Annotated in this window: 21 protein-coding genes; 15 read left to right on the top strand and 6 right to left on the bottom strand. The window is 73.8% G+C overall.

Annotation, left to right across the window (positions count from 1 at the left end; genetic code table 11):
- The first annotated feature begins 58 nt into the window (after positions 1 to 58).
- Positions 59 to 1,939 (top strand): 2-oxoglutarate dehydrogenase, E2 component, dihydrolipoamide succinyltransferase, encoded by a 1,881-nt coding sequence (sucB, locus tag O2W53_RS06065; protein WP_269162110.1) that lies wholly within the window; start codon positions 59 to 61, stop codon positions 1,937 to 1,939.
- 86 nt (positions 1,940 to 2,025) lie between these two features.
- Positions 2,026 to 2,931 (top strand): TIGR01777 family oxidoreductase, encoded by a 906-nt coding sequence (locus O2W53_RS06060; RefSeq protein ID WP_269162109.1) that lies wholly within the window; start codon positions 2,026 to 2,028, stop codon positions 2,929 to 2,931.
- 4 nt (positions 2,932 to 2,935) lie between these two features.
- Here O2W53_RS06060 and O2W53_RS06055 read toward each other — a convergent pair whose 3' ends face one another.
- A complete protein-coding gene (locus tag O2W53_RS06055) occupies positions 2,936 to 4,606 on the bottom strand; it encodes a serine/threonine-protein kinase (RefSeq protein ID WP_269162108.1) in 1,671 nt (556 codons plus the stop codon).
- Positions 4,607 to 4,723: 117 nt separating this feature from the next.
- Between O2W53_RS06055 and O2W53_RS06050 the strand changes: the two genes are divergently transcribed.
- The 3 genes from O2W53_RS06050 to O2W53_RS06040 are packed head-to-tail and all read left to right on the top strand — an operon-like array spanning position 4,724 to position 7,032.
- Positions 4,724 to 5,959: an NAD(P)/FAD-dependent oxidoreductase gene (locus O2W53_RS06050; RefSeq protein ID WP_269162107.1), complete on the top strand. Its 1,236-nt coding sequence runs from the start codon at positions 4,724 to 4,726 to the stop codon at positions 5,957 to 5,959.
- A gap of 48 nt (positions 5,960 to 6,007) precedes the next feature.
- Positions 6,008 to 6,649, top strand: a complete 642-nt coding sequence (gene lipB, locus O2W53_RS06045) for a lipoyl(octanoyl) transferase LipB (protein ID WP_269162106.1) — start codon at positions 6,008 to 6,010, stop codon at positions 6,647 to 6,649.
- Entirely contained in the window at positions 6,646 to 7,032 is a 387-nt protein-coding gene (locus O2W53_RS06040) for a PPOX class F420-dependent oxidoreductase (RefSeq protein ID WP_269162105.1), read from the top strand. Before lipB ends, O2W53_RS06040 begins: the two co-directional genes overlap by 4 nt.
- Before the next feature lie 15 nt (positions 7,033 to 7,047).
- Here the strand turns inward: O2W53_RS06040 and leuS are convergent, their stop codons facing one another.
- Positions 7,048 to 9,984: a leucine--tRNA ligase gene (gene leuS / locus O2W53_RS06035; protein ID WP_269162104.1), complete on the bottom strand. Its 2,937-nt coding sequence runs from the start codon at positions 9,982 to 9,984 to the stop codon at positions 7,048 to 7,050.
- Between the two features lie 568 nt (positions 9,985 to 10,552).
- Here leuS and O2W53_RS06030 point away from each other — a divergent pair.
- Positions 10,553 to 11,722, top strand: coding sequence for a CDP-glycerol glycerophosphotransferase family protein (locus O2W53_RS06030; protein ID WP_269162103.1), 1,170 nt, complete (start codon positions 10,553 to 10,555; stop codon positions 11,720 to 11,722).
- Between the two features lie 2 nt (positions 11,723 to 11,724).
- On the top strand, positions 11,725 to 12,543 hold the full coding sequence (locus O2W53_RS06025; RefSeq protein ID WP_269162102.1) for a phosphocholine cytidylyltransferase family protein: 819 nt from the start codon (positions 11,725 to 11,727) through the stop codon (positions 12,541 to 12,543).
- Between the two features lie 74 nt (positions 12,544 to 12,617).
- Here the strand turns inward: O2W53_RS06025 and O2W53_RS06020 are convergent, their stop codons facing one another.
- Positions 12,618 to 13,547 (bottom strand): LLM class F420-dependent oxidoreductase, encoded by a 930-nt coding sequence (locus O2W53_RS06020; RefSeq protein WP_269162101.1) that lies wholly within the window; start codon positions 13,545 to 13,547, stop codon positions 12,618 to 12,620.
- Between the two features lie 130 nt (positions 13,548 to 13,677).
- On the opposite strand from O2W53_RS06020, the gene O2W53_RS06015 reads away from it, so the two are divergent.
- From O2W53_RS06015 to O2W53_RS05995, 5 genes are all read left to right on the top strand, one after another.
- Positions 13,678 to 15,015 (top strand): hypothetical protein, encoded by a 1,338-nt coding sequence (locus tag O2W53_RS06015; RefSeq protein ID WP_269162100.1) that lies wholly within the window; start codon positions 13,678 to 13,680, stop codon positions 15,013 to 15,015.
- Between the two features lie 104 nt (positions 15,016 to 15,119).
- Positions 15,120 to 16,118: a lipoyl synthase gene (gene lipA / locus O2W53_RS06010; RefSeq protein ID WP_269162099.1), complete on the top strand. Its 999-nt coding sequence runs from the start codon at positions 15,120 to 15,122 to the stop codon at positions 16,116 to 16,118.
- Positions 16,119 to 16,204: 86 nt separating this feature from the next.
- Complete coding sequence (locus O2W53_RS06005; protein ID WP_269162098.1) at positions 16,205 to 17,077, top strand: DUF4191 domain-containing protein; 873 nt, start codon at positions 16,205 to 16,207, stop codon at positions 17,075 to 17,077.
- A gap of 203 nt (positions 17,078 to 17,280) precedes the next feature.
- Positions 17,281 to 17,667 carry a hypothetical protein gene (locus O2W53_RS06000; RefSeq protein WP_269162097.1) on the top strand — a complete coding sequence of 129 codons (387 nt, stop codon included), beginning with the start codon at positions 17,281 to 17,283 and terminating at the stop codon, positions 17,665 to 17,667.
- Between the two features lie 79 nt (positions 17,668 to 17,746).
- On the top strand, positions 17,747 to 18,544 hold the full coding sequence (locus tag O2W53_RS05995; RefSeq protein ID WP_269162096.1) for a helix-turn-helix transcriptional regulator: 798 nt from the start codon (positions 17,747 to 17,749) through the stop codon (positions 18,542 to 18,544).
- Positions 18,545 to 18,550: 6 nt separating this feature from the next.
- Here O2W53_RS05995 and O2W53_RS05990 read toward each other — a convergent pair whose 3' ends face one another.
- Positions 18,551 to 18,973: an RDD family protein gene (locus O2W53_RS05990; protein WP_269162095.1), complete on the bottom strand. Its 423-nt coding sequence runs from the start codon at positions 18,971 to 18,973 to the stop codon at positions 18,551 to 18,553.
- A gap of 188 nt (positions 18,974 to 19,161) precedes the next feature.
- On the opposite strand from O2W53_RS05990, the gene glnA reads away from it, so the two are divergent.
- Positions 19,162 to 20,595: a type I glutamate--ammonia ligase gene (gene glnA, locus O2W53_RS05985; RefSeq protein ID WP_269162094.1), complete on the top strand. Its 1,434-nt coding sequence runs from the start codon at positions 19,162 to 19,164 to the stop codon at positions 20,593 to 20,595.
- A 103-nt stretch (positions 20,596 to 20,698) separates the two neighbouring features.
- Here the strand turns inward: glnA and O2W53_RS05980 are convergent, their stop codons facing one another.
- On the bottom strand, positions 20,699 to 21,937 hold the full coding sequence (locus O2W53_RS05980) for an EAL domain-containing protein (RefSeq protein WP_269162093.1): 1,239 nt from the start codon (positions 21,935 to 21,937) through the stop codon (positions 20,699 to 20,701).
- Positions 21,938 to 22,055: 118 nt separating this feature from the next.
- On the opposite strand from O2W53_RS05980, the gene O2W53_RS05975 reads away from it, so the two are divergent.
- Positions 22,056 to 22,889, top strand: coding sequence for an alpha/beta fold hydrolase (locus tag O2W53_RS05975; protein ID WP_269162092.1), 834 nt, complete (start codon positions 22,056 to 22,058; stop codon positions 22,887 to 22,889).
- 74 nt (positions 22,890 to 22,963) lie between these two features.
- Here O2W53_RS05975 and O2W53_RS05970 read toward each other — a convergent pair whose 3' ends face one another.
- Positions 22,964 to 24,499: an AMIN-like domain-containing (lipo)protein gene (locus O2W53_RS05970; RefSeq protein WP_269162091.1), complete on the bottom strand. Its 1,536-nt coding sequence runs from the start codon at positions 24,497 to 24,499 to the stop codon at positions 22,964 to 22,966.
- A gap of 267 nt (positions 24,500 to 24,766) precedes the next feature.
- Here O2W53_RS05970 and O2W53_RS05965 point away from each other — a divergent pair, with 267 nt between their 5' ends.
- The gene (locus O2W53_RS05965; RefSeq protein WP_269162090.1) at positions 24,767 to 26,326 is read left to right on the top strand and encodes a methyl-accepting chemotaxis protein; all 1,560 of its coding nucleotides are present in this window, start codon (positions 24,767 to 24,769) and stop codon (positions 26,324 to 26,326) included.
- The last annotated feature ends 30 nt before the right edge of the window (positions 26,327 to 26,356 follow it).

The raw sequence follows: 26,356 nt of genomic DNA, 5'->3' as shown, positions 1-26,356 counted from the left end.
CCGCCTGATCAGCACCCCCGCTCAGCACCACCCCACGACCTGAGGAGACCTGCCTTCGATGCCGACGTCCGTCACCATGCCCGCCCTGGGCGAGAGCGTCACCGAGGGCACGGTCACCCGCTGGCTGAAGCAGGAGGGTGACCAGGTCGAGGTCGACGAGCCCCTCCTGGAGGTCTCCACCGACAAGGTGGACACCGAGATCCCCTCCCCCGCTGCGGGCGTGCTCACCAAGATCGTCGTCGCCGAGGACGAGACCGTGGAGGTCGGCGCCGAGCTGGCCGTCATCGGTGGCGAGGACGGCGGCGACGCCGGCGCCCCGGCGGAGGACGCCCCGGCCCAGGAGTCCTCGGCCGACGAGGAGCCCGCTCAGGAAGAGCCCGCCCAGGAGGAGCCCGCTCAGGAGGAGCCCGCCGAGGAGCCAGCCCCCGCAGCAGCCGAGCAGGGCGGCGACTCCGGCGGTTCCGGTGACGGCGAGGGCACCTCGGTGACCATGCCCGCACTGGGTGAGAGCGTCACCGAGGGCACCGTCACCCGCTGGCTGAAGCAGGAGGGTGACCAGGTCGAGGTCGACGAGCCCCTCCTGGAGGTCTCCACCGACAAGGTCGACACCGAGATCCCCTCCCCCGTCGCGGGCGTGCTCACCAAGATCGTCGTCTCCGAGGACGAGACCGTGGAGGTCGGCGCCGAGCTGGCCGTCATCGGTGGCTCCGGTGGCGGTGCCGCGAAGGCCGCGCCGGAGGCGGAGGCGCCGAAGGCCGAGCCCGCCCCGGAGCCGGAACAGGCTCCGAAGGAGGAGCCGAAGGCCAAGGCGGCTCCGAAGGCCGAGCAGCCGACCCCGGCCGAGGCCAACACCGACAGCGGCCAGCCGGGCGCGGACTATGGCTCGGGCGGGACCATGCCGACCCAGTCGCCCACCGACCAGCCGTCTCCCGCCGAGGCGGTCGCGCCGGCCTCGAAGCCCGCGTCGGCCCCGGCACCCGACGGCGGCGGCGCCTACGTCACCCCGCTGGTGCGCCGGCTGGCTGCCGAGCAGGGCGTCGACCTGTCCTCGGTCACCGGCACCGGCGTCGGCGGGCGGATCCGCAAGCAGGACGTCCTCGCCGCCGCCGAGGAGTCCAAGAAGCCGGCCGCGGCCCCGGCCTCCGCCTCCTCCGGCGGTGCCTCGTCGGGCGGTGCCCGCACCCCCTCGCCGGCCGCGACCCCGGACTCCTCGCTGCGTGGCAACACGGAGAAGCTGTCCCGGCTGCGCACCGTCATCGCCAAGCGGATGCTCGAGTCGCTGCAGATCAGTGCGCAGCTCACCACCGTGGTCGAGGCGGACGTCACCCGGATCGCGAACCTGCGCAACCAGGTGAAGAACGACTTCGCCGCCCGGGAGGGCGTCAAGCTGTCGTTCCTGCCGTTCTTCGCCAAGGCGGCGGTCGAGGCCCTCAAGGCCCACCCGGTGGTCAACTCCTCGGTCGACCTGGAGGCCGGGACGGTCACCTACCACGACGCCGAGAACCTGGGCATCGCCGTGGACACCGAGCGCGGCCTGCTGGTGCCGGTCATCCACGGTGCCGGCGACCTGAACGTGCCCGGCATCGCCCGGAAGATCGCCGACCTGGCCGAGCGGACCCGCACCAACAAGGTCACGCCGGACGAGCTGGGTGGCGGCACGTTCACGCTGACCAACACCGGCAGCCGGGGCGCGCTGTTCGACACCCCGATCATCAACCAGCCCCAGGTCGCCATCCTGGGCGTCGGCTCGGTGGTCAAGCGCCCCGTGGTGGTGCAGGACCCGGAGCTCGGCGAGGTGATCGCCGTCCGGTCGATGGTCTACCTGGCGCTGAGCTACGACCACCGGATCGTCGACGGCGCCGACGCCGCCCGGTTCCTCACCACGGTGCGGGAGCGGCTCGAGGGCGGGCAGTTCCAGGGCGACCTGGGCATCTCCTGATCCACCGATGAAGGGCCCCGGCTTCGGCCGGGGCCCTTCGCCGTCTCCCTGGTGCACGTCCGCGCACTGATCCGAAGGAGCACTCGATGAAGGTGGCGGTCACCGGGTCCTCCGGGCTGATCGGATCTGCGCTCGTCCGGTCGCTGGTGGCCGACGGGCACGAGGTGCTGCGCCTGGTGCGCCGCACCCCGCGCACCGCGGACGAGCACCGCTGGGAGCCGGCACACCACAGGCTCCCCGACGGTCTCCTGCACGACGTGGACGCCGTGGTCAACCTCGCCGGCGTCGGGGTCGGTGACCGGCGCTGGACGGAGAAGCACAAGCAGGAGGTGCTGGCCAGCCGGGTGGACAGCACGACCACGGTGAGCCAGGCCCTCGTCGAGGCAGCCGAAGCCGAGCCCGGTCGTGACCGGGTGCTGCTCTCGGCGTCCGCGGTCGGCTGGTACGGCGACACCGGCGAGCGGGTGGTCGACGAGACCGTGCCGGCCGGCGAGGACTTCCTGGCCCGGGTCTGCGTCGCCTGGGAGGCGGCGACCGCACCGGCTGCCGCCGCCGGGGTCCGGGTGGCGACCCTGCGCACCGGGCTGGTGCTCGGCCACGGCGGGTTGCTGGGTCGGCTGCTCCCCCTGTTCCGCCTCGGCCTGGGCGGCAAACTGGCCTCGGGGCAGCAGTACATGCCCTGGATCAGCCTGCAGGACGAGGTCGACGCGATCCGGTTCCTGCTCACCGCTCCGGTGTCCGGCCCGGTCAACCTCACTGCCCCCAGTCCGGCCACCAACGCGGAGTTCACCGCCGCGCTCGCCGAGGTCGTGCACCGGCCCGCCGTGTTCACCGTGCCGAAGTTCGCGCTGCGGCTGGCCCTCGGCGAGTTCGCCGACGTGGGTGTGCTGGCCGGGCAGCGTGCCGTCCCCGACGTCCTGCGGTCGGCCGGGTTCCGGTTCACGCACGAGGACCTCCGGGCGGCGCTGCGGGCTGCCGTCGCCGCCCGCTGACCCCTCATCGGCCCAGTCGGGCATCGGCGATCCGCCACCCGGACGCCGTGCGCTCCACGGCCATCTGCACGGGCGCCGCACCGCGGGCGGGCACCTCGGCGACCACCGCCGCATCGGGCCCGCCGGCGCGCACCACCCGGTAGGCCGGCAGCTCGTCGACCAGCGCCACGTCGAACCGGGCCGGCCCCGAGGCCGTCACCTCGACGAGGCGGACCAGCCGGGGCGCGAAGCCGTCGAGCCGCTGACCGGCCGCGACCAGCTGCTGCACCTGATCGGTGTCGCGGGACAGCGACGCACTGCCCGGTGCGTGCACCTCCGCCAGCGCCGTCGGGTCCGCGTCGGTGAAGGCCGCGCTCCGGCGTCCGTAGAGGTCGGTGAGCACCGCAGCCCACTCGGCGTCCGCCACCGGCGTCGCCGAGCGGTCGGCCGGCGATGCCTCCCCGCCGTCCACTGGATCGTCCGGGGTCGTCGGTGTCGCCGCCGGCGGGGGGACGCTGCTCGCCGCGGTCCGGCCCGCGGCGGGCACCGGGTCACCACCGGACCCACCCCAGCTCGCTCCGAGCCAGGTCGCACCGGCCAGTGCCGCAGCGAGGGCGGCGAGCACGACGGCGGCCGTCGCCGTCCGCCGGACCGCACCACGGACCAGGGGACGCACGCCCACCTCGCTGCCTCCTCCCGCGGCGGCGACCCGGTCACCGAGTCGCACCCGGAGCTGCGCCCACCGCCCCTCCGGGACGGGCACGGCATGGGCGGCGCGGGGTCGCCGGCCCGGCACCTGGTGGGTCAGCTCGGTCCGTGGGCCCCGCCCGGTGGCCCCGAGCTCGTCGTCGGGCACGCCAGCCACCGGGAGCCGGACCGGCTCCGGTCGGCAGGAGTGACGGAGGTCGAGGGCGAACGCCGCGGCGGACCCGCGCAGGTGCGGCTCGGCCGACAGCCCGCGGAGGACCACGCGCACCAGCTCGTCGGGCGCATCGGGGGCGAGGAGGGCCAGATCGGGCAGGTCACCGCCGGCTGCGACCGCGAACGTGCCCCCGGGGTCGGCGGCGTTCCAGGGAGCGACCCCGGTCAGCGCGTGGAAGGCCGCCGCAGCGACACCGAAGACGTCCGACGCCGGTCCCGGCGCACCGCCGCGGGCCACCACCGGGTCGACGTACGCCGGGGTCACCTCGGCCCGCGCGACGTCGCCGACCAACCGGGCGGTGCCCAGGTCGGTGAGCACCGGGCGGCCCTCCTCCGTGAACACGACGTTGCCCGGCGACAGGTCGCCGTGCACGACGCCCCGTTCGTGGGCGTGGGCCAGTGCAGCCGCCACCGGGGCCACCGTGGTGACCACCTCTCCGGGGCGCAACCGCCCCCGCCGGGCGAGCAGGGCCGCCAGACTGCCGCCGGCGAGCAGGTCGAGCACCAGCGCCACCTGGGCCGGGCCGTCGCGCACCTCGCGACGGACGACGTGGTGCAGCCGCACCAGGTGCGGGTGGTCGAGCTCACCGAGCAGCCCCGCCTCGCGCTCCTGCCGTTCCGGGTCACCCCGCAGCAAAACCTTGACCGCCACCGGCGACCCACCCGACCGTGGCCGGGCTCGCCACACCTGCCCGGAGCCACCCCGGCCCAGGAGCTCTTCGAGCACGTAACCGGGCACGACCGGGGCCGCCGACGGGGAGGGCTGCGCAGGCATGCCGGGACGGTAGGGCCGACGGCCGGTCCCCCGCTGCGCCCGTCCACAGGCCCCTGGTCCGTCCACAGCTGCGGCAGTGGGCAGGACGGGCCACCTCGGACCGCCTAGGTTCGGACCATGCCACCGCCACCACGCGCCGAGGTCGTCGTGGTGGGTGCAGGGCTGGCCGGGCTCAGCGCCGCCACCCGGCTGGCGGCGGCCGGCCGCGACGTCCACCTGCTCGACGCCGCCCAGCACCCGGGTGGCCGGCTGTCGACGGCCCGGATCGACGGCTTCCTGGTCGACCGCGGCTTCCAGGTGTTCAACACCGGCTACCCCCGAGCCGCCGACCTCGACCTGCCGGCGCTCGACCTGGGCTGGTTCTGGACCGGCGCGGTGGTCCGTGTGGACGGGCGCGCCCACCGGGTCGTCGACCCCCGCCAGCACCCGGGCACCGTCGTGCACACGCTGCGGGCACCGCTGGGCGGGCCGGTCCGGCAGGCTGCGCTCGCCGCCTTCTCGGCGCGGGCCGGCTACGCACCGGTGTCGCGATTGCTGGCGGCGCGCGAACGCACCGCCGCCGAGGCCCTCCGCGCCGCGGGGCTCGGCGAGCAGGCGCTCGAGGTCTTCCTGCGGCCGTTCCTCGCCGGCGTCCTGCTGGAGGACCGCCTGGAGACCTCCAGCCGCTACCTCGACCTGGTCTGGCGCAGCTTCGTGCGGGGCCGGGTGGGCCTCCCCGCCGGCGGGATGCAGGCCATCGGCGAACAGCTCGCCGGCCGGCTGCCCGCCGACCGCGTACACCTCGGCGTCCGCGCCACCGGGGTGGAGGGCGGGGCCGTGCACACCGACGCCGGGACCACGACCGCCGACGCCGTCGTGGTGGCGACCGACCCCGACACCGCTGCGGTCCTGCTCCCCGGGCTGGGGGCGGCGGCGCCCCGGCAGGTGACCACGCACCTGCACGTGCTGCCGGAGTCGCCCTGGTCCGCTCCGCTGATCGTGCTGGGGCAGCCCGGTGGGCGGCTGGTGAACAGCGCGGTGGTCTCGGACGCGCAACCGGCCTACAGCCCCGACGGCCGGGCGCTGGTCGCCAGCTCGACCCTGGCGCCGACCCGGGAGCCCGACGTCCGGGAGGAGGTGGCGCGCCTGCACGGTGTCCCCAGCACCGACCTGACCCACCTCACCACCGTCACCGTGACCGGAGCGCAGCCGGCGGCCACTCCCCCGCTGCAGCACCGTCGCCCGGTCGACCTGGGCGGTGGGCTCTTCGTCTGCGGAGACCACCGGGACACCCCGTCCATCCAGGGTGCGATGGCCAGCGGGGCCCGCACCGCCCGCGCCGTGCTCCGGTGGCTCGGGGCGCCGCCGTCCTGATCGGCGGTCAGCAGCGCCTCCGCACGTCGGCGGCATAGGCTCGGCGGCATGAGCGAGCTGGTGGTCGTCCGGGCGGGTCTGGTCCCCTACGAGCAGGCCTGGGCGCAGCAGCGCGACCTGCACGAGCAGCGCGTCGCCGGCACCGGTCCGGACACGATGCTGCTGCTCGAGCACCCGCCGGTCTACACCGCGGGCAAGCGCACCGAGCCGCACGAGCGACCGTTCGACGGCACCCCGGTCATCGACGTCGACCGCGGCGGCAAGATCACCTGGCACGGGCCCGGCCAGCTGGTCGGGTACCCGATCATCGCGCTCCCCGACCCCGTCGACGTGGTGGCCCACGTGCGCCGGCTGGAGCGGGCGCTGATGGAGGTCTGCGGCAGCTTCGGCCTGGCCACCGAACAGGTCGAGGGGCGCAGCGGCGTGTGGGTCCGGGCAGACGAGCGCGGCCCCGACCGGAAGATCGCCGCGATCGGCGTCCGGGTCGCCCGGGGCGTGACGATGCACGGCTTCGCGCTCAACTGCGACCCGGACATGGCCGCCTTCACGAACATGGTCCCGTGCGGGATCCCCGACGCCGGGGCCACCTCACTGAGCGTCGAGCTCGACCGGGACGTGACCGTCGCCGAGGTCATCGACCCGGTCGAGGCCGCGATGCGCCGCGCGCTGACCCGCACCGCCGTCGGATGACCAGGCTCCCCACCACCCGGTACGTCAGCCTGACCACCTTCCGGCGCACCGGCGAGCCCGTGCCCACCCCGGTCTGGGCGGCGCCGGACGGCGAGGCCCTGCTGGTCTGGACCCGGGCGGACTCCGGCAAGGTGAAGCGGCTGCGGCACACCAGCCGGGTCACCGTCGCCCCCTGCGACATGCGGGGCCGGCTCGAGGGTCCGGCGGTCGACGGTGTCGCCGAGTTCCCCGAGCCGTCCGAGTGGCCCCGCGCGCGAGCTGCCCTCGCCCGGCGCTACGGCTGGCAGTGGCGGATCACCTACGGCACCTCCCGCATCGCGGCGCGGATCACCCACCGCGGGCGGGAACGCCAGACGATGATCCGCATCACCCCCGCCGCCTGACCCCTCCCGCAGCGATCAGCCCAGGACGAAGTTGACCAGCCGGCCCGGGACCGCGACCACCCGGCGCACGGTCGCGCCGTCCAGGTAGCCGGCGATCCGCTCGTCCGCCCGGGCCGCCGCCTCCAGCGCCGCGGCGTCCGCGTCGGCCGGCACGGCCACCTGGGCCCGCACCTTGCCGTTGACCTGGACGGCGACCTGCACCGTCTCGTCGACCAGCCACTGCGGGTCGGCCACCGGGAAGAACGCCCAGGCCACGGAGCCGGAGTGCCCCAGCCGGGCCCACAGCTCCTCGGCCAGGTGCGGGGCCAGTGGCGCGACCAGCAGCACCAGCGACTCGGCGACCGAACGGGGCACCGGCGTCCCCGGCGGGCAGGCCGACGTCAGGTGGTTGGTCAGCTCGGTGATCCGGGCGATGGCGATGTTGAACCGCAGCGTCGTCATGCCGTCGCGCACGGCCTCGATCGCCCGGTGCAGGGCGCGCGAGGTGTCGTCATCCGGCTCGACGTCGCCGGCGCGCACCGCGCCGGACTCCTCATCGACCACGACCCGCCAGACCCGCTGCAGCAGCCGCTGCGAGCCGACCACGGCCTTCGTCTCCCACGGCCGGGACTGGTCCAGCGGCCCGGTCGACATCTCGTAGACCCGGAACGTGTCGGCCCCGTACTGCCCGATCATCTCGTCCGGCGTGACCATGTTCTTCAGGCTCTTGCCGATCTTCCCGTACTCCCGGCTGACCGGCTCCCCCTGGTAGAGGAACTGGCCGTCCTTCTCCACCACCTCGGCAGCGGGCACGTAGAACCCGCGGGCGTCGGTGTAGGCGAAGGCAGAGATGTAGCCCTGGTTGACCAGCCGGCGGAACGGCTCCTCGCTGGAGACGTGCCCCAGGTCGAACAGCACCTTGTGCCAGAACCGGGCGTACAGCAGGTGCAGCACGGCGTGCTCGACCCCACCGACGTACAGGTCGACGCCACCGACGTCGCCGGGCTCCCGCGGGCCCATCCAGTAGGCCTCCAGCTCCGGGTCGACGAAGCGCTCGTCGTTGCCCGGGTCCAGGTAGCGCAGGTAGTACCAGCACGAGCCGGCCCAGTTCGGCATCGTGTTGGTCTCGCGGCGGTACTGGCGAGGGCCGTCGCCCAGGTCCAGGGTGACCGTCGTCCACTCGGTGGCCCGGGACAGTGGGGGCTCGGGCTTGGAGTCGGCGTCGTCGTCGGCGAACGTCTTGGGCGAGTAGTCGTCGACCTCGGGCAGCAGCACCGGCAGCATCGACTCCGGGACGGCGACCGGCAGGTCGGCGTCGTCCCCGTCGACGGCGTAGACGACCGGGAACGGCTCGCCCCAGTAGCGCTGCCGGCTGAACAGCCAGTCGCGCAGCTTGTAGGTCGTGGTCGCCTCGCCGGAGCCGTTCGCCACCAGCCACTCGGTCACCCGGGCGATCGCGGCGACCTTGTCCAGGCCGTCCAGCGACAGGTGCTGGTTCGAGCTGTTGATCATCGAGCCGGTGCCGGTGTACGCACCGCCGTCGAAGTCAGCCGGCGGCTGCACGGTGCGGACGACGGGCAGCCCGAACTCCTGAGCGAAGTCCCAGTCCCGGGCGTCCTCGCCGGGCACCGCCATGATCGCGCCGGTGCCGTAGCCGGTGAGCACGTAGTCGGCGATGAACACCGGCAGGTCGGCCCCGGTCAGCGGGTTGCGGGCGGTGGCGCCCAGCCAGACCCCGGTCTTCTCCCGGCCCTCGGCCTGCCGGTCCAGCTCCGAGCGGCGGGAGGCCTGCCGCTGGTAGGCGGCGACGGCCTCGGCCGGGGTGGCCGCGCCGGCGGTCCACCGGGGGTCGGTGCCCTCGGGCCACTGCCCTGCGGTCAGCGTGCCGACCAGCGGGTGCTCGGGCGCCAGCACCAGGTAGGTGGCGCCGAACAAGGTGTCCGGCCGGGTGGTGAACACCTCGATGGACTCGGCTGCCTCGGATCCCGTGGCTCCGCCCCCACCCACCCCGAACCGCACCCGGGCGCCGGTCGACCGACCGATCCAGTTGCGCTGCATCTGCTTCAGGGAGTCCGACCAGTCCAGCCGGTCCAGGTCGGTCAGCAGCCGCTCGGCGTAGGAGGTGATCCGCATCATCCACTGGGTCAGCGGACGGCGGAACACCGGGAAGTTGCCCCGCTCGGACCTGCCGTCCGGGGTGACCTCCTCGTTGGACAGCACCGTGCCCAGCCCGGGACACCAGTTCACCGGCGCCTGGTGCCGGTAGGCCAGCCGGTGCGCGTCGACGACCCGCCGGCGCTCCACGTCGGACAGCTCGGCCCAGTCGCGCCCCTCGGGCAGCGTGCCCGCAGCGGGCTGCCGGGTGCCGGCGTCCAGCTCGGCGACCAGCTCGGGGATCGGCCGGGCCCGGCCCCGGCCGCCGTCGGCGGACTCGTCGAACCAGGCCTCGAAGATCTGCCGGAAGATCCACTGGGTCCACCTGTAGTAGCCCGGGTCGATCGTGGCGAAGGTGCGGCGGGTGTCGTGGTCGACGCCCAGCCGGCGCAGCTGGGCACTGATCGCGGCGATGTTGGCCTCGGTGGTGACCCGCGGGTGCTGGCCGGTCTGCACGGCGAACTGCTCGGCGGGCAGGCCGAAGGCGTCGTACCCCATCGGGTGCAGGACGTTGTGCCCGTCCATCCGCAGGAAGCGGCTGGTGACGTCGGTGCCCAGGTAGCCCAGCGGGTGCCCGACGTGCAGCCCGGCCCCGGAGGGGTACGGGAACATGTCCATCAGGAAGGCCTTGGGCCGGTCGGCCACCCGGTCGAAGCCCTCGCTCAGCCGGCCGACCGGGTTGGGCGTGTGGAACGTGCCCTCGGCCTCCCACCGGTCCTGCCAGGCGAGCTCGATCTGCTGCGCCAGTGCCGGGGTGTACCGGTGCGGCGGCACCCCGTCGGCGGAGGGCTCGGTGTGCTGGCTGGCCGTCTGGCTCATGGTCGGTGCTCCCGGGTACGAGGGGCGGACATGAAAAGACCCCTCACGCAGGAGGGGTCGCCGTGCTGGTCTGCGTCAGGTCAGATCAGCACGGCTGGGGAAGCAGGAGTCCGCCGGTCACGCAGCCGATCCTAGCGCGCCGCCACAGCCCCCCGGCTCGACGGCGGGGCCCTCCAGGCCGTAGCCTGCACTGGCTCGACTGCGGACGGGCGAGGAACTCCAGCGGGGACGGCCCCAGCGGGACGACCGCAGCCCGCACGCACCGGGACGTCGAGGTCCACCGGAACTCAGCAGCGCCGCTCGGCACGCGGCAGCGCGACCGGAGGACCAGCCCCGGTGCCGGCCGGGTGCACCGCCGCCCCGACCCGGTGCAGCGGCGCACCTGGAGGCAAGGCACCTGGACGCAACCGCACCTGGACGGACCGCACTGCCCCGCTGGCGGCCAGCAGAGATCGCACCCGTGGCCGGCCGGTCGCCGCGCACATGCACTGGTCGAGCCGGACCGACGGAAGAGGAGTGAGTGCATGACAGAACGCCCAGGCCCGCAGCGGGCCACGAGGCGCACCCGATGCCGGGTGACCGCCCCCTCCTCCGGCCGGGGCCGACGACGGTGAAGGTCGTCTTCAACAGCTTCGGCGGCCGGTACAACGACAACCCGCGGGCCGTCTACGAGGCCCTCGTCGCGCGTGGCGCCGAGATCGACGCCGTCTGGCTGGCCCGCCCCGACCTGCGCGGCGACTTCCCGGCCGGCGTGCACACCGAGGAGCACTGGGGCCCGGGCGCCCGGGCAGCGCTGGAGTCCGCCGACGTCATCGTCTCCAACGACGGGATCTCCCGGGAGTGGGACAAGCAGCCGACGACGACCTACCTGCAGACCTGGCACGGGACGCCGCTCAAGCGACTGCACCGGGACGCGGTGTGGGCTCCGGAGGGCCGCCTGGAGCTGGTGATGCGGGACATCTCCCGCTGGGACCACCTGCTCTCCCCCAACGCGGCGAGCACGCCCCACCTGCGCAGCGCCTTCGGTTTCGACGGGCCGGTCCACGAGACCGGCTACCCGCGCAACGACGTGCTGAGCGCTCCCGACCGGGACCACCGCCGCGCCCGGGTGCGCGCCGCGCTGGGGATCCCCGAGCACGTGCGGGCCGTGCTCTACGCCCCCACCTGGCGCGACGACCTGGTGCTCGGCGACGACGGCCCGCACCACTCCTTCCCGGTCGACCTGGGCGACCTGGCACGCGGCCTCGGCCCGGACGCCGTGCTCCTGGTCCGGCTGCACGCGATGGTGTCCGACCGGCTGGTGGTCCAGGGCCCGGCGCCGCTCGTGGACGTGTCCCGGTACCCCGACATCAGCGAGCTGTACCTGGCCGCCGACGTCCTGGTCACCGACTACTCCTCGACGATGTTCGACTTCGCCGTCACCGGGAAGCCGATCGTCCACTTCACCTACGACCTCGAGCACTACCGCGACGACCTGCGGGGCTTCTACTTCGACCTCGCCGAGATCGCACCCGGCCCCCTGCTGACCACCAGCGAGCAGGTGTTGACGGCGATCGCCGGACTGGGCGACCGTCCATGGGTGCCCACAGCGCGGTACAACCGGTTCCAGGAACGCTTCTGCTCGCTGGAGGACGGCCACGCCACCGAACGGGTCCTCCAGTTGCTCTTCCCTCCGGACGGCCACCCCGGCCGGCCGGGCCACACCCCCGTGCCCACGAACGACGAACCGAGGAGATGAGCATGCGCACTGCTGACCCGATCTTGACCGGGGGCCGCGATCAGCGGTCGCGTCCCCGGGTCGCCGTCCGCCCCGCTGCGGCCACCACCGCCCCCCAGGTGGTCGTGCTGGCCGCCGGCATGGGCACCCGCCTGGGCCGCAAGCTGCCCAAGCCGCTCACCCCGCTGATGGACGGCCGCAGCATCATGCAGCAGCAGCTGGACGGCATCCGCACCGTCTTCGGCGACGCCACCCCGATCACCGCGGTGGTGGGCTACCGGGCCAAGGCGGTCATGCGCGCCCAGCCCGACCTGCTGTTCGCGTTCAACCCCGACTTCGCCGTCACCAACACCTCGCAGAGCCTCCTCCGCGCGCTGCGCACCTCGCAGCCCGGCGGCGTGCTCTGGCTGAACGGCGACGTGGTGTTCGACCCGGCGGTGCTCGACCACGCCGCGCCGCTGGTGCAGGCCGACGAGAGCTTCGTCTGCGTGGACACCTCCACCGTCGCCGACGAGGAGGTCAAGTACACCCTCGACGCCGACGGGTTCGTGCGGGAGCTGTCCAAGACCGTCTCCGGTGGCCTCGGCGAGGCGGTCGGGATCAACTACGTCTCGGGCGCGGACAAGGGCGCCCTCATCGAGCACCTCAGCGCCTGCAGTGCCTCGGACTACTTCGAGCGCGGCATGGAGCTGTCGATCCAGCGGGCGGGCGTCCGCTTCCGGCCGCTGGACATCTCCCGGTTCTCCGCGGTGGAGATCGACTTCGACGACGACCTGCAGCGGGCGAACACCTGGCTGGGCTCCCGGGCCGCGCTGGAGCCACTCGCCTCCGAGCTGCGCTGACGTCACTGAGCTGAGGTCACTGAGCTGAGGTCACTGCGCCCCGTCCGCCACCGGCGGGCGGGGCGCCGTGCTGCTCAGCCCAGCTGGGGGGCGACCTCGGCGGCCACCAGGTCCAGGTGGTCCAGATCGGCCAGGTCGAGGACCTGCAGGTAGACCCGGCTCGCGCCGGCCTCGGCGTACCGGCCCAGGATGTCCACGGCCTCGGCGGGCGTGCCGGCCACTCCGTTGGCGCGCAGCTCGTCGACGTCCCGGCCGATGGCGGCGGCCCGGCGGGCCAGCTCGGACTCGTCCCGGCCGACGCACAGCACCAGCGCCGAGCTGTAGACCAGCTCACCGGGGTCGCGGCCGGCCTCGGTGCACGCGTCCCGGACGCCGGCGAACAGCCGGGCGTTGTCCTCGGCCGAGGCGAACGGCACGTTGAACTCGGCCGCGTACCGCGCCGCCAGCCGCGGGGTGCGCTTCTTGCCGGTCCCGCCGATCAGGATCGGGACGCCGCCGGGCTGCACCGGCTTGGGCAGCGCCGGGGAGCCGGTGAGCTGGTGGTGGTCACCGGCGAAGTCGAAGGTCTCTCCCAGCGGCGTGGCCCACAACCCGCTGATGACCGCGAGCTGCTCCTCGTAGCGGTCGAACCGCTCACCGATCTCGGGGAACGGGATGCCGTAGGCGCGGTGCTCCGCGGCGAACCACCCCGAGCCGATGCCCAGCTCCACCCGCCCGCCGCTCATCTGGTCGACCTGCGCCACCGCGATGGCCAGTGGCCCGGGCAGCCGGAAGGTCGCCGCCGTCATCAGGGTGCCGAGCCGGATCCGGGAGGTCTCCCGGGCAAGGCCGGCCAGGGTCACCCAGGCGTCGGTCGGGCCGGGCAGGCCGTCACCGCCCATGGTCAGGTAGTGGTCGGAGCGGAAGAAGGCGTCGAAGCCGGTCTCCTCGGTGCGCCGGGCCACCGCGAGCAGGTCGTCGTAGGTGGCGCCCATCTGGGGTTCGGTGAAGATCCGTAGCTGCACCCGGCCGAGTCTGCCAGCGGCGCGGCCGCTCGGTTGGGGCCTCTCACCGACTGCGGTGGGGGTTCGGGGTGTACCCGGGGACGCCAGCGGGCAGGATGATCGCTGAAGCGATCAACTCGGAGGTGCTGGAGTGTTCCGCAAGAAGAGCTCGACAGAGGTCATCGGGACCGAGTTGCAAGAGGGGTTCGCCCACATCGGCGCGGCGGTCACCGAGGCCCGTCGGGCGACGGCGGAGCAGCTCGCCCCTCAGGTGGCGGCCGCGACGAAGGCGGCCCAGACCGCCTACGCCGCTGACGTGGCCCCCCGGGTCGGGGCGGCCGTGGCCGCACTCGCCCCCCAGCTGGACGCCGCCCGTGAGGTGCTGGTCCCGCGGCTGGAGGCGGCGCAGAAGAACCTCGGACCGCGCATCGACGCGGCACAGAAGGCCTACGAGAAGGACCTGGTCCCGCGTCTCGACGCCGCCACCCGGTCCGCGCGGGCCAACCTGGAGCTGGCGGTGGCCTCCGCCGTCCCGCGGCTCGAGGCCGCCCGTGAGGCCAGCGGCCCGGCGTTCGACGCCGCCGCCAAGTCCGCCCGGGCCAACCTGGAGGCGGCGATCGCTGCCACGGCGCCCCGGATCGAGGCCGCTCGCGGCGCAGCCGGCCCCGCGCTGGCCGACGCCCGCGCCGGACTGGCCACCAACATCGAGGCGGCGCGGGCCCAGCTGGACGCCCGCAGCGCGGAGTTCGCCGCCACCGCGGCCACCCTCGGTGCGGCCACCGCGAAGCAGGGCGACAAGGTCCGTCAGGACGCCGCGGCTGCCGCCGACGCCGCCCGTGCGCAGGCTGCGCTGCGGGTCGCCGCGGTGCGTGCTGCGGCGGAGACCAACCGCAAGGCCGCCGGCAAGAAGGCCGACAAGCTCGGCAAGAGGGCCGACAAGCTGTCCAAGAAGGCGGCCAAGCGCCGGGTCGAGCTGGAGAAGGCCGCCGGCCGGGCCCGCAAGGAGGCCGGCAAGCGCACGGCGAAGACCGTCACGACGGTCAAGCGGCGCGTCGGCGTGGAGCCGGAGCCCCGTCGCTGGCCGTGGGTGGTCGGCGTCCTCGCCGTCCTGGCCGCGGTCGCCGTGGTGTTGCGCAAGAAGAACGCGAGCGACCCCTGGACCCCGGCGCCGACCGGCGACGGCCCCGTGCCCAGTTACCGAGAGGACCCCGTGCCCACGTCCCCGAGCACCCCCGCAGGCGGAACCGAGAGCCCCGAGGCCCAGGGCAAGACCGTCTCCACGGCCGAGAACGCCGTGGGCGACGCGACCCCGCCCGACAGCGACCTCGGCGCGCAGACCGCCCAGCCTGCGTCGGGTCCCGGCGAGTCCAGCAACCAGGAGCGCCCGGACTCCGCCACCGGCACGAAGGACGCCGGCGACACCCCGTCCAAGACGGCCGGGCCGTCCGACACGCCGTCCAGCCTGGGCAAGATGCCCAGCGAGGACTGACCTCCCCGCACCACCCCGACTCGAGGGCCCAGCCGATCCGGCTGGGCCCTCGAGCCGTCTCCGGGCCCCGAGCGACGGCGATCGGCGGGAGTACCGTGCTGGACATGAGCCTGGGCATGGAGGAGGCAGCCACGACTGCAGCGCCGGAGACGTCCACGACGTCCTCGCCGATCGAGCCGGCCGGCCGCAAGTTGCTGCGCCTGGAGGTCCGCAACAGCCAGACGCCGATCGAGCGCAAGCCCGAGTGGATCAAGACCAAGCTCAAGACGGGGCCGGAGTACACCGAGCTCAAGTCGCTGGTGAAGCGCGAGGGCCTGCACACGGTGTGCGAGGAGGCCGGCTGTCCCAACATCTACGAGTGCTGGGAGGACCGCGAGGCCACCTTCCTCATCGGCGGCGACCAGTGCACCCGGCGCTGCGACTTCTGCCAGATCGACACCGGCAAGCCCGCCGACTTCGACGCCGACGAGCCCCGCCGGGTCGCCGAGAGCGTGGCCACGATGGGCCTGCGCTACGCCACCATCACCGGCGTCGCCCGCGACGACCTGCCCGACGGCGGCGCATGGCTGTACGCCGAGACGGTGCGCCAGATCCACGAGCAGATCCCCGGCTGCGGCGTCGAGCTGCTCATCCCGGACTTCAACGCCGAGCCCGACCAGCTGGCCGAGGTGTTCTCCTCCCGGCCGGAGGTGCTGGCGCACAACGTCGAGACGGTGCCGCGCATCTTCAAGCGGATCCGCCCCGGCTTCCGGTTCGAGCGCTCGCTGTCGGTGATCACCGCCGCCCGCGAGGCCGGACTGGTCACCAAGTCCAACCTGATCCTGGGCATGGGCGAGGAGCCGCACGAGGTCGTGGAGACCATGCAGGCGCTGCACGACGCCGGCTGCGACCTGCTCACCATCACCCAGTACCTGCGGCCCAGCGTCCGGCACCACCCGGTGGTCCGGTGGGTCAAGCCCGACGAGTTCGTCGGCTTCGCCGCCGAGGCCGAGCGGATCGGGTTCCCGGGCGTCCTGGCCGGTCCGCTGGTGCGCAGCTCCTACCGCGCCGGCCGGCTCTACCAGCAGGCCGCCGAGGCCCGCGGGCTCACCGTCACCCGCTGAGCTCCTCCCCCGGCCCGCTGCAGGCGGCCCGCCGCGAGCTCGCGTGTGGCGGGAGGGCGGCCGGTCCTGGCGACTATCGTGGGCGCATGGCACGCAGCAGGTCCACCGACACCTCCGCCCCCGCCGGCGCCGCGGGCCGCGGCCCGGCCGGCGCCCCGCCCGGGCGCGGCAGCAAGGGCTCGACCGCGGTCGGCGCGCCCGCCGCAACGGGCAAGGGCCGGCGCAACAAGGCCCCGAAGGCACCCAAGCTGGGCAAGGACGGCCAGCCGAAGGTCTCGCGGCTGACCAAGCTGAAGCGCCAGGCCGGGATGATCCGGCAGGCCTACTCGATGACCTACAAGAACGACCCGAAGCTGCCCTGGGTGATGCTCATCGCCTTCGTGGCGGTGGCGGGCGTGGTCGAGCTGGTCGGCATCCTGCTCAGCTCACCGTTCCTCTTCCTGCCCTTCGCCCTCCTGCTCGGTCTGCTGGCGGCGCTGATCGTCTTCGGGCGCCGGGCGCAGGGTTCGGCGTACCGGCAGGTCGAGGGCCGGCCGGGTGCGGCGTCCTGGGTCCTGGAGGGCATGCGCGGCGACTGGCGGGTCAGCTCCGGCGTCGCGGGCAACCGCGAGCTGGACTCCGTCCACCGGGTGCTCGGGCGGCCGGGCATCGTGCTGGTGGGCGAGGGCGACCCGCAGCGGGTCCGCAGCCTGATCGCGGCCGAGAAGCGCCGGATCGCCAAGGTCGTCGGCGAGACCCCGATCTACGACGTCACCGTCGGCGACGGGGAGGGCCAGGTGCCGCTGAAGAAGCTCAGCGCCCATGTGATGAAGCTGCCGCGCAACCTCTCCGGCGGCGAGGTCAACGCGCTGGGCAAGCGGATGTCGGCGCTGGGCGGCCCACGCCCGCCGGTGCCCGGTGGGCCGCTCCCCGGCGGCCGGCAGATGTCGGTCAGCCAGCGCCAGGTCCGCCGCCGCTGACCTCGCGAGCTCCGCACCACGACGCCCCGGCCGCTGCCCAGCGGCCGGGGCGTCGTGCGTCGGGGCCGGTCGCCCGGCAGGCGGGTCGGTCGGCCCCTCGGTCCGGCCATGACCTGCGAGGTCATGGACGGCGCGCCCCGGACCGGCGACGGTGGTCCTGGCCGGACGACCGGCCACGTCGGCTCCGTCGAGAGGACCCCACGATGACCGCGCTCACCCTCCCCCCGGCCCGCACCGCACCGGCCCGGTTGCTCCAGCTCGACGGCGTGCTCTGCGCCGCGATGGGGCTGGTCATGGCAGTCGCCGCCGGTCCGGTCGCCGAGCTCCTCGGCACCGACGCGACCGGTGTCGTCCGCGCCGTCGGGATCGCGCTGGTGGTCTACGCCGTCGGCCTGGTCGTCAGCTCCCTCACCCGCTGGGCCCGGGCGGCGCTGCGGGCGGCCGCCATCGGGAACCTCGGCTGGGAGGTGGCGAGCCTGGCGGTCGCCGCGTTCGCCGACCTCAGCACCGCGGGTCGGGTCCTCGTCGCCGCTCAGGGACTGGCCGTCGGCGCGCTCGCCCTCGTCCAGCTGCGGGCCGGCCGGCGGTGAGCAGCAGCGGGATCCCGGCACCCGGGCGCACGTCGTCCTCTCCTGGCCGGCAGGTCACGACCGCGGCGGGCGTCGTGCCGTGACGGCGGCCCTCCGGCCCCCGGTCGCCGGCGCCCTGCTGAAGGACTGGCGCGAGCGCCGGCGGCTGAGCCAGCTCGACCTGGCCGACCTGGCGCAGACCTCCACCAGGCACCTGTCCTACGTCGAGACGGGGAGGTCCCGGCCGAGCCGCCAGTTGGTGCTCAAGCTCGGCGAGGCGCTGCAGATGCCACTGGCCGACCAGAACCAGGTCCTGCTCGCCGCCGGGCACGCGCCGGAGTTCCCGGACGCCCGGCGCGACGCCAGGGCCACCCGGTACCTGCTCGAGGTGCTCGAGCTGGCCCTCGCCGCCCACGACCCGTGGCCGGCGCTGGTCATCGACGCCCACTTCGACGTCGTCGCCACCAACCCCGCCGTCGACCGGCTGATGGCCCTGGTCGACCCGGAGCTGCTCGACCCGCCGGTCAACGTCGTCCGGGTGATGCTGCACCCACGCGGACTCGCCGACCGGATCGTGGACCACGCCGCCTGGCGCGCGCACCTGCTCCGGCAGGTCCGCCGGCACGCTGCCGCCGCACCGTCGGCGGACCTGCAGGCCCTGCTGAGCGAGGTGGAGGGGTACCCCTGCCGGCCCTCGGCCGTCCCGGTGCCGCCCGGCCCGACGTTCGCCCTGCCCCTGGAGCTGCAGGTGGAGGGCGTCGTGCTGCGCACGTACAGCACCGTCGCCACCTTCGGCACCCCGCTGGACGTCGCCGCCAGCGAGCTCGCCATCGAGACGTTCCTCCCGGCGGACGAGACCACCCGGCGGTGGTTCGCCGAGGCGGCTGCCCGGGCGTGAGGCGCCTCAGCGGTCGCGGACGACCGCCGTGCTGGTCCACCGGTCGTGCAGGCCACGGCCGTCGATGTCGACGACCAGCGCCGGCACCAGCAGGACGAGCAGCCCGGTGCGCACGAGTGCACGCCAGAGGGCGAGCCGCTGCTCCGGCTCCGGGTGGGCCAGCCGCAGCCCGAGCAGCCGCATGCCGGGTGTCTGACCGGCCAGCACCAGGAAGGCCACGGTGATCAGCACGAAGGCCAGCAGGCTCCAGTTGCGGGGCAGCTCCGGCGCGGTGAACAGGCCGGCGACGAACGCCGCGGCCAGCGCGTCGACGAGGAAGGCGACGACCCGCTGCCCGAAGGACGCCAGTGAGCCGGGTCCGGTGCCGGGCAGCCCCAGTGCGGCGCCACGGGCGCGCTCCTGAGAGGGTTGAGCGTCGTCCCTGGCCACTCCACCAGCGTATGTCCTGCCCGACGCCGTTCCGGTCGGGAGCAGTCCGGTGGGGTGAACAGCGGCTCGGCCGCCCCCTCCGCGACACGCCGGAGGACGGTGTTACAGCGACGAAACACCAGAGACACCCCGGAGCAACCCCGCGCTCGTAACTTGCGGGTGGCTTTCCGTCCACTCCCGGAGGATCGATGTTCAACAGTCCCGACGAGGTCACCGCCTACATCCGCGACAACGACGTGAAGTTCGTCGACGTCCGGTTCTGCGACCTGCCTGGCGTCATGCAGCACTTCACCATCCCCGCGGAGACGTTCGGGCCTGACACCTTCGCCGACGGCCTGGGCTTCGACGGCTCGTCCATCCGCGGGTTCCAGGCGATCAACGAGTCCGACATGCTGCTGCTGCCCGACGCGAGCAGCGCCTACGTCGACCCGTTCCGCATCCACAAGACGCTGAACATCAACTTCTTCATCCACGACCCGATCACGCGCGAGGCCTACAGCCGCGACCCGCGCAACGTGGCGAAGAAGGCCGAGGCCTACCTCGCGGCCAGCGGCATCGCCGACACCGCGTACTTCGGCCCCGAGGCCGAGTTCTACGTGTTCGACTCGGTGCGGCACAACACCTCGATCAACGAGGGCTACTACCACATCGACGCGGTCGAGGGCTCCTGGAACACCGGGTCGCTCACCGGTGAGAACGGCGGCCCCAACCTGGGCTACAAGACCCGGCCCAAGGGCGGGTACTTCCCGGTCGAGCCGTACGACCACCAGAGCGACCTGCGGGCCACGATGATGGTCAACCTCGCCAACGCCGGGCTCGAGCTCGAGCGCGGTCACCACGAGGTCGGCACCGGCGGCCAGGCGGAGATCAACTACAAGTTCGACACCCTGCTGCGCTCGGCCGACAGCCTGATGCTCTTCAAGTACATCGTGAAGAACACCGCGTGGGCGCACGGCAAGAGCGCCACCTTCATGCCGAAGCCGCTGTTCGGCGACAACGGCTCGGGCATGCACTGCCACCAGAGCCTCTGGAAGGACGGCGAGCCGCTCTTCCACGCCGAGACCGGCTACGCGGGGCTGTCCGACATGGCCCGGCACTACATTGGCGGCCTGCTCGCCCACGCGCCGTCGCTGCTGGCCTTCACCAACCCGACGGTGAACAGCTACCACCGCCTGGTGCCCGGCTACGAGGCGCCGATCAACCTGGTCTACTCGGCCCGCAACCGGTCGGCGTGCACGCGCATCCCGATCTCCGGCGACAGCCCGAAGGCCAAGCGCATCGAGTTCCGGGTGCCCGACCCGTCGGCCAACCCCTACCTCGCCTTCTCGGCGATGCTGATGGCCGGCCTCGACGGCGTCAAGAACAAGATCGAGCCCCCGGCACCGATCGACAAGGACCTCTACGAGCTGCCGCCCGAGGAGGCCCTCGGCATCGAGAAGGTGCCGGCGTCGCTCGACGCGGTGCTCGACCGGCTCGAGGTCGACCACGACTACCTGCTCGACGGTGGCGTGTTCACCTCCGACCTGATCGAGACGTGGATCGAGTACAAGCGGGAGAACGAGATCGACCCGATCCGGCTCCGCCCGCACCCGCACGAGTTCGCCATGTACTACGACATCTGATCGGCGGGGCCCGCACCGGCCCTGATCCGTTCGACAGCGCAGCCCCCGCCGGTCTCCCGGCGGGGGCTGCGCTGTCGTGGTCGGCCCGCGCTGCGGGCACCGCTCAGCCCGCGACCGCTGGCACGGGCGGGGCCGCCACCGGGGTCCGGGCGGTAGGCACCTGCACGGTCGGCGGGGCGACCGTCGCGCTGGGCAGCTCCGGTCGGCCGAAGTGCCATCCCTGCCCGAGGTCCACCCCGAGGCCGCGCAGCGCCGACGCCTCCGCGGCCGTCTCCACGCCCTCGGCCACGACACTCGCGCCGCAGCCGTGTCCGAACTCGACCAGGGACGAGACCAGCCGGGTCAGAACCGGGTCGACGTCGACCCCGGAGACGATGCTGCGGTCCAGCTTGATGACGTCCGGTGCGGTGATCACGATGTGCCGCAACGAGGAGAACCCGGCGCCGACGTCGTCGATGGCCAGCCGCATCCCGCGGGCCCGCAGCGGGCTCAGCACGGCAGCCAGGGCGGCGTAGTCGGCAACCTGGTCGTGTTCGGAGAGCTCGAGCAGCACCCGGTCCAGCGGCAACGTCTCCATCAGTGCCGCGAACTCCGGCTGCACCAGCGTCGCCGGGGAGATGTTCATGGCGACGTACCCCTCGACGACCGCCAGGTGGTCGGCCGCGCGACGGAGCGCCAGCAGTTCCAGCTCGTGCCCCAGCCCCACGCTGTGCGCCTCCTCGAAGCACACGTCCGGCGCCTTGCCCCACGCAGCCGGGAACCGGCTGAGCGCCTCGTACCCGACCCGGAGCCCGGTGGCCAGGTCGACGATGGGCTGCAGGACGACGACCGGGCCACCGGCGGAGACCACCGGCACCAGTCGGCCCAGCAGTTCCCCTCGGCGCTCCCGCTCGCGTACCGAGGGTTCGATGAGCACGGCCGCGGCCGAGGCGAGGACGGTCATCAAGGACTGGTCCCGCTTGGTCAGCCCCTTGTCCGTGGTGAGGCCGGCAGCGCAGAAGGTGCCGTAGAGCTCGCCGTCGCTGAGCACGACGGGCACCGAGACGTAGCTGCGGATCCTCGGCAGACGGGCGGCCGGCAACGCCATGGCCGCCGGGTGCCGGCGGAGGTCGGGGATCACCGCAGGCAGCTCGCCGTCGAGGATCGCCTGGCAGAGGGACGTCTCCTGTCGCTGCTGGTTCCCCTCCTGGAAGAGGAACGGCACCGATGATTCGACGACCTCCAGGTGCTGGGTGGTCCCGTCCAGCCGGGAGAGGAACGCCACGGACAGCTGCAGCGACTCCTTCGCGGTGCGCAGCAGCTCAGCGACCTTCTGGTCGGCGTCCGACCGTCTCTTCTTCACGTTCCCTCCTCGTGGCCGTGCTGGTCCCATCGACTGGTCCCGGCCCGAGCTGAAGCGGCTCACCCGAATTCGTCGCACCGTGCATGTCGACCCGGCTATCGGGGGCACTGGTGCTGCCATGGACCTGCCGATCGGAGAGACCCAGCTCGTCCCCGTGGGCGACAGCCCGATGAACGTCTGGACGGCCGGGGACGACGGCCCCACCGTCCTGCTCGTCCACGGCATCCCGACCAACCACCGGCTGTGGTGGGACGTCGTCCCGCCCGTGGCCGAGCGGGCCCGGGTGCTGGCCGTGGACATGGCCGGCTACGGCGACTCCCCCGCACCCGACGGCCAACCGGTGGACCTCGCCGCCCAGGCCGCCCGCCTGCTCGGGCTGCTCGACGCCCTCGACCTGGAGCGGGTCATCGTGGTGGGGCACGACCTCGGTGGCGGGGTGGCGCAGATCCTCGCGACGACGGCGAGCGAACGGGTCGCCGGCCTGGGGGTCGTCGACGGCGTCTGCTACGACGCATGGCCGGTGCCGCTGGTGCGCGCGATGAAGGCCGGCTGGCCGCTGGTCCGGCACCTGCCCCCCGCGGCCCTCGGCACGGCGCTGCGGCCGGCGCTGCGCACGCTGTTCGCCCACCAGGAGCGCGCGAAGCCCTTCCTGGACCGGTTCGTCGAGCCCTGGGAACGGCCGGACGGCCCCCGCCTGCTGAGCCGGCACCTCCGCTCGCTCGACTCCGTCTACACCCAGACGGTCGCCCCGTTCCTCCCGCGGCTCAGCGTCCCTGCCGAGGTGGTCTGGGGGCGGCAGGACCACCAGATGCAGCCCGAGCACGGTCAGCGACTGGCCGACGACCTGCCCGGTGCGCGGCTCACCTGGGTCGACGACGCCAGCCACTTCGTCCCCGCCGACCGCCCCGACGTGGTCGCCGAGGCGGTGCTCCGGCTGGTCGAGCGGGCCTGACCTCCGGTCGGCCCCGGGGCGCACGGGCACGCGCACGGCCCGCCTCCGGCGGAGGCGGGCCGTGTCGCGACCGGTCAGCCGGCCGTGATGTCCAGCGTGTGCACCATGTGGTCGAGGACCCGGACGTTCCGCTCGTAGTCGAACTCCGGCAGCCCCACCGTGTTCACCACCAGCGTGGCCGGGCCGTCCGGCCCGTCCGCACCGAGGTCGATGGCGTAGGTGGTGGTCCGGGTGCCCTCCGGCCACAGGCCCTCGCCGTCCCAGGTGCGCTGGATGCGGACGCCCTGCCGCCCGTCGACGACGGTGCCGCTGCGGCTCTCCTCGACGCCCTCCTGGGGTGCGCTCACCCGGTCGTACGGCACCGGCTCCACCGAGGCGGCGATCGGGGCCGTCCGCACGTCGGTCCCCGCGGTCAGCGTGAACGGCTCGGGCGCGAACCGCGAGCAGGGCGGCAGCACGTCACCGGTGTTGGTCGACCACGACCCGGGGTAGCTGAGCGCGAAGCCGTCGGGGTGCTCGCACCGGCTGCCCAGGTCGACCGGCGGGCGCCCGTCCTGGGCCAGCACGTCGACCACGATCCGCTGCGGCGAGGAGAGCCGGGACACCGCGAACGGCCGTTCGGCGTCGAGCCCGGCGAAGAACGTGTGGTGCCCCTCGAACACGGTGTCCTCCACCAGCGCCTGCAGCGTGGAGGCCCCGGGCAGCTGCTGCTGGTCGGGACCGTCCCAGGGCTGCACCCCGTCCGGGGCGTCGCCGGGCAGGGCGACGTTGGTCAGCGTCATGCCGAGGACGGCGTCCCCCGGCACCTCGATGGGGGCACCGGAGCCCTGGGCCCGGGGGTCGTCGGTGTACCCGATCCGCCAGCCGGCCTCCCCCTCGCCGGCGACCTCGAAGACGATCCGGTCGAAGCCGGGGTGGGCACCCAGCCGGACGTCGGTGACCACCACGGGGGCCCCGGCGCCGGCGACCTCGGAGTCAGCGGTGTCCCCGGCCCCGATCGGCTGTGCCGGCTCGTGGTGCACGTCCACGACCAGGCGGGTCGGCTCCTCGAGCACCGCGACGCCGAAGGGCACGCGCTGCTGCAGCCCGATCGTCCAGGCCAGCTGCCCCTCGAAGTCGCCGGTCCGGACGACCTCGGTGACGACGCCGCCGTCGGTCGGGGCGACCCGGTCAGGGCCGGTGTAGGTCTCCCGCGGCTCGTCGCCGGAGAGGTCCACGCCGCTGGCCGGCGCAGCCCGCACCTCGAGGAACGCCGCACCGGGCACCGGGACCTCGGCGCCGGATCCGTCCTCGGTGATCGGCGGCTCGACGTAGGCCACCCGGTACCCGGGCGCCGCCGTGCCCGCGAACTCCAGGACCACGCGGTCGAAGCCGTCGTGCCGGGCGGTCCGCACGTCGGTCAGGTGGGCCGTCGGCCCGGTCACGGCGGGGAAGTCGCCCGCCTGCACCGGGCCGGTGCCCGGCGTGCCCACGGGTTCGGTCGCCGGAGCCAGTGGCCCGGCCAGTGGCACGGGGGCGGGTGGCCCGGCCGACGGCGCGGCGCTGGCACCGCCCACCAGTCCGGTGGTCGCCAGCAGCAGGGACGAGGAGAGTGCGAGGAAGGTGTTCACGGAGACCCCGATTCGGTCGCGTTGTGTCTTCCTGACGCTGTGACCCTTGCCACCGGAACCGGCCCCAAACACCTGCGGGCAGGTCCTGCGGGCTGCCGAACGGTCGGCCGACTCGACGGCGCACGACCGAGTCGTCCCCGGTTCAACTCGCGCCCCGACCTGCCGATGACCTGGGTGGACTGCGCCGACCGCTGCCGGGGGCCGGGCAGCACAGCACGCCGGCTGCGATCCCCGCAGGCCGGCGACGGCCTGCGATGGAGGACACGGATGAGGCGGCGCACCAGCACCCCGGCCACGAACACGATCGAGGGGGGGCAGATGCCCCGGGACGTCGAGGCCGTGGAGGCCGTGATCGCCCGGCTCGAACAGGGCGTCACCGACGAGCCCCACGCCCATCAGCTGATCATCGAGACGCTCGTCCAGGAGCTCGGCATCGCCTACGGCGCCGTGTGGCTGGCCGGTGACGGCGGCACCTTCCACCTGACCCACGAGTCCGGCCCCCTGACACCGACCATCGCCGCGGGCTTCGGGAACCAGGCGCTGCAGATGACCGCCTCCGACGGCTACGGCGGTGAGGCGATCCGGAACAAGAAGACGCTGGTGACCGACGCCAGCAGCGACCCCCGGAAGTGCCTGCGCTGGGCGGCGGCCCTCGCCGCCGGCGCCACCGCCGGGTGCGTCGTGCCGCTGGTGGAGAACGGCCGGGTCATCGCGCTCTACGAGTACTACAACGCCGGCGAGCTGCCCTTCTACGGTGCCCGCCAGGGCAAGTGGGACTCCCTGAGCCGCCTGCTCACCCATGCCCGCCGGTCCGCCCTGGGCAGGGCCGAGCTGCAGGAGACCCTCGACGACCGGGTCGCCGTCACCACGGTCGTCACCGAGCTGAGCGCGGCCCGTGACCAGCAGTCCGCCCTGCGGATCGCGCTGGACACCGTGCGGGAGGCGTTCGGCTGGGCGTACGGCTCCTACTGGGCACTCGACGAGAGCGCGAACGTGCTGCGCTTCCAGCAGGAGTCGGGTTCGGCCGGTGAGGAGTTCCGCAAGGTCACCCTGGCGGCGAGCTTCGCCGAGGGGGTCGGCCTGTCCGGGCGCACCTGGCGGTCCCGGGACCTGTTCTTCGTCCGCGACATCGGCGAGATGACCGACTGCGTCCGTGCCCCCGCGGCCCAGCGCGCCGGGGTCAAGTCCGGTGTGTGCTTCCCGCTGATGGTCGGTGGTCGGGTCGTCGGCACGATGGACTTCTTCGTCACCGCGACCATCGAGCTGTCGGACTCCCGCCGCTCGGCGCTGCGCAACGTGCAGCAGCTGGTCTCCCAGCGGCTGGACGTGCTGCGCCGCACGGAGGAGTCGGCGGACAACGCCCGCGAGCTGCTGGACACCGTCTCCCGGCTCCGCGAGGCCGCCGGGGACGCCGGCCGGGTGGCGGAGAGCGCGGTCAGCCAGGCGTCCACGATGACCACCGAGGTCGAGGCGCTGGACGAGGCGTCGGCCGCGGTCGGCGAGGTCATCCGGATCATCTCCGGCATCGCCGACCAGACCAACCTGCTCGCGCTCAACGCCACGATCGAGGCGGCGCGCGCCGGTGAGCTGGGCAAGGGCTTCGCGGTCGTGGCCAGCGAGGTCAAGGACCTCGCCCGGGAGACCGCCAACGCCACGCAGAAGGTGTCCGACCAGATCGCCGGGATCCAGGCCAGCAGCAAGGCGGTGGCCGACGGCATCCACACCACCGGGGAGATCATCGGCCAGCTGGACGCCGTCCAGGCCCGGATCGGTGAGGTGCTGGAGGAGCAGGCCCGGATGGCCTCGGCCTTCGACCGGGACGTCTGACCCCACGACGCGCCGGACCCCGCCCCTCCC

Origin of the sequence: Modestobacter sp. VKM Ac-2978 (genome assembly GCF_026968025.1) — a bacterium.
Taxonomy (GTDB): Bacteria; Actinomycetota; Actinomycetes; order Mycobacteriales; family Geodermatophilaceae; genus Modestobacter.
This window is presented reverse-complemented; position numbering and strand designations above follow the sequence as displayed.

What these genes read in the sequence shown, in the direction of transcription:
- O2W53_RS06030 (WP_269162103.1), top strand. Translation starts at nt 10,553, where the DNA reads ATGCCGGGTGACCGCCCCCTCCTCCGGCCGGGGCCGACGACGGTGAAG.
- O2W53_RS06005 (WP_269162098.1), top strand. Translation starts at nt 16,205, where the DNA reads ATGGCACGCAGCAGGTCCACCGACACCTCCGCCCCCGCCGGCGCCGCG.
- O2W53_RS06040 (WP_269162105.1), top strand. Translation starts at nt 6,646, where the DNA reads ATGACCAGGCTCCCCACCACCCGGTACGTCAGCCTGACCACCTTCCGG.
- lipA (WP_269162099.1), top strand. Translation starts at nt 15,120, where the DNA reads ATGAGCCTGGGCATGGAGGAGGCAGCCACGACTGCAGCGCCGGAGACG.
- O2W53_RS06025 (WP_269162102.1), top strand. Translation starts at nt 11,725, where the DNA reads ATGCGCACTGCTGACCCGATCTTGACCGGGGGCCGCGATCAGCGGTCG.
- sucB (WP_269162110.1), top strand. Translation starts at nt 59, where the DNA reads ATGCCGACGTCCGTCACCATGCCCGCCCTGGGCGAGAGCGTCACCGAG.
- O2W53_RS05965 (WP_269162090.1), top strand. Translation starts at nt 24,767, where the DNA reads ATGAGGCGGCGCACCAGCACCCCGGCCACGAACACGATCGAGGGGGGG.
- O2W53_RS05975 (WP_269162092.1), top strand. Translation starts at nt 22,056, where the DNA reads ATGGACCTGCCGATCGGAGAGACCCAGCTCGTCCCCGTGGGCGACAGC.
- leuS (WP_269162104.1), bottom strand. Translation starts at nt 9,984, where the DNA reads ATGAGCCAGACGGCCAGCCAGCACACCGAGCCCTCCGCCGACGGGGTG.
- lipB (WP_269162106.1), top strand. Translation starts at nt 6,008, where the DNA reads ATGAGCGAGCTGGTGGTCGTCCGGGCGGGTCTGGTCCCCTACGAGCAG.
- O2W53_RS06050 (WP_269162107.1), top strand. Translation starts at nt 4,724, where the DNA reads ATGCCACCGCCACCACGCGCCGAGGTCGTCGTGGTGGGTGCAGGGCTG.
- glnA (WP_269162094.1), top strand. Translation starts at nt 19,162, where the DNA reads ATGTTCAACAGTCCCGACGAGGTCACCGCCTACATCCGCGACAACGAC.
- O2W53_RS06060 (WP_269162109.1), top strand. Translation starts at nt 2,026, where the DNA reads ATGAAGGTGGCGGTCACCGGGTCCTCCGGGCTGATCGGATCTGCGCTC.
- O2W53_RS06055 (WP_269162108.1), bottom strand. Translation starts at nt 4,606, where the DNA reads ATGCCTGCGCAGCCCTCCCCGTCGGCGGCCCCGGTCGTGCCCGGTTAC.
- O2W53_RS06000 (WP_269162097.1), top strand. Translation starts at nt 17,281, where the DNA reads ATGACCGCGCTCACCCTCCCCCCGGCCCGCACCGCACCGGCCCGGTTG.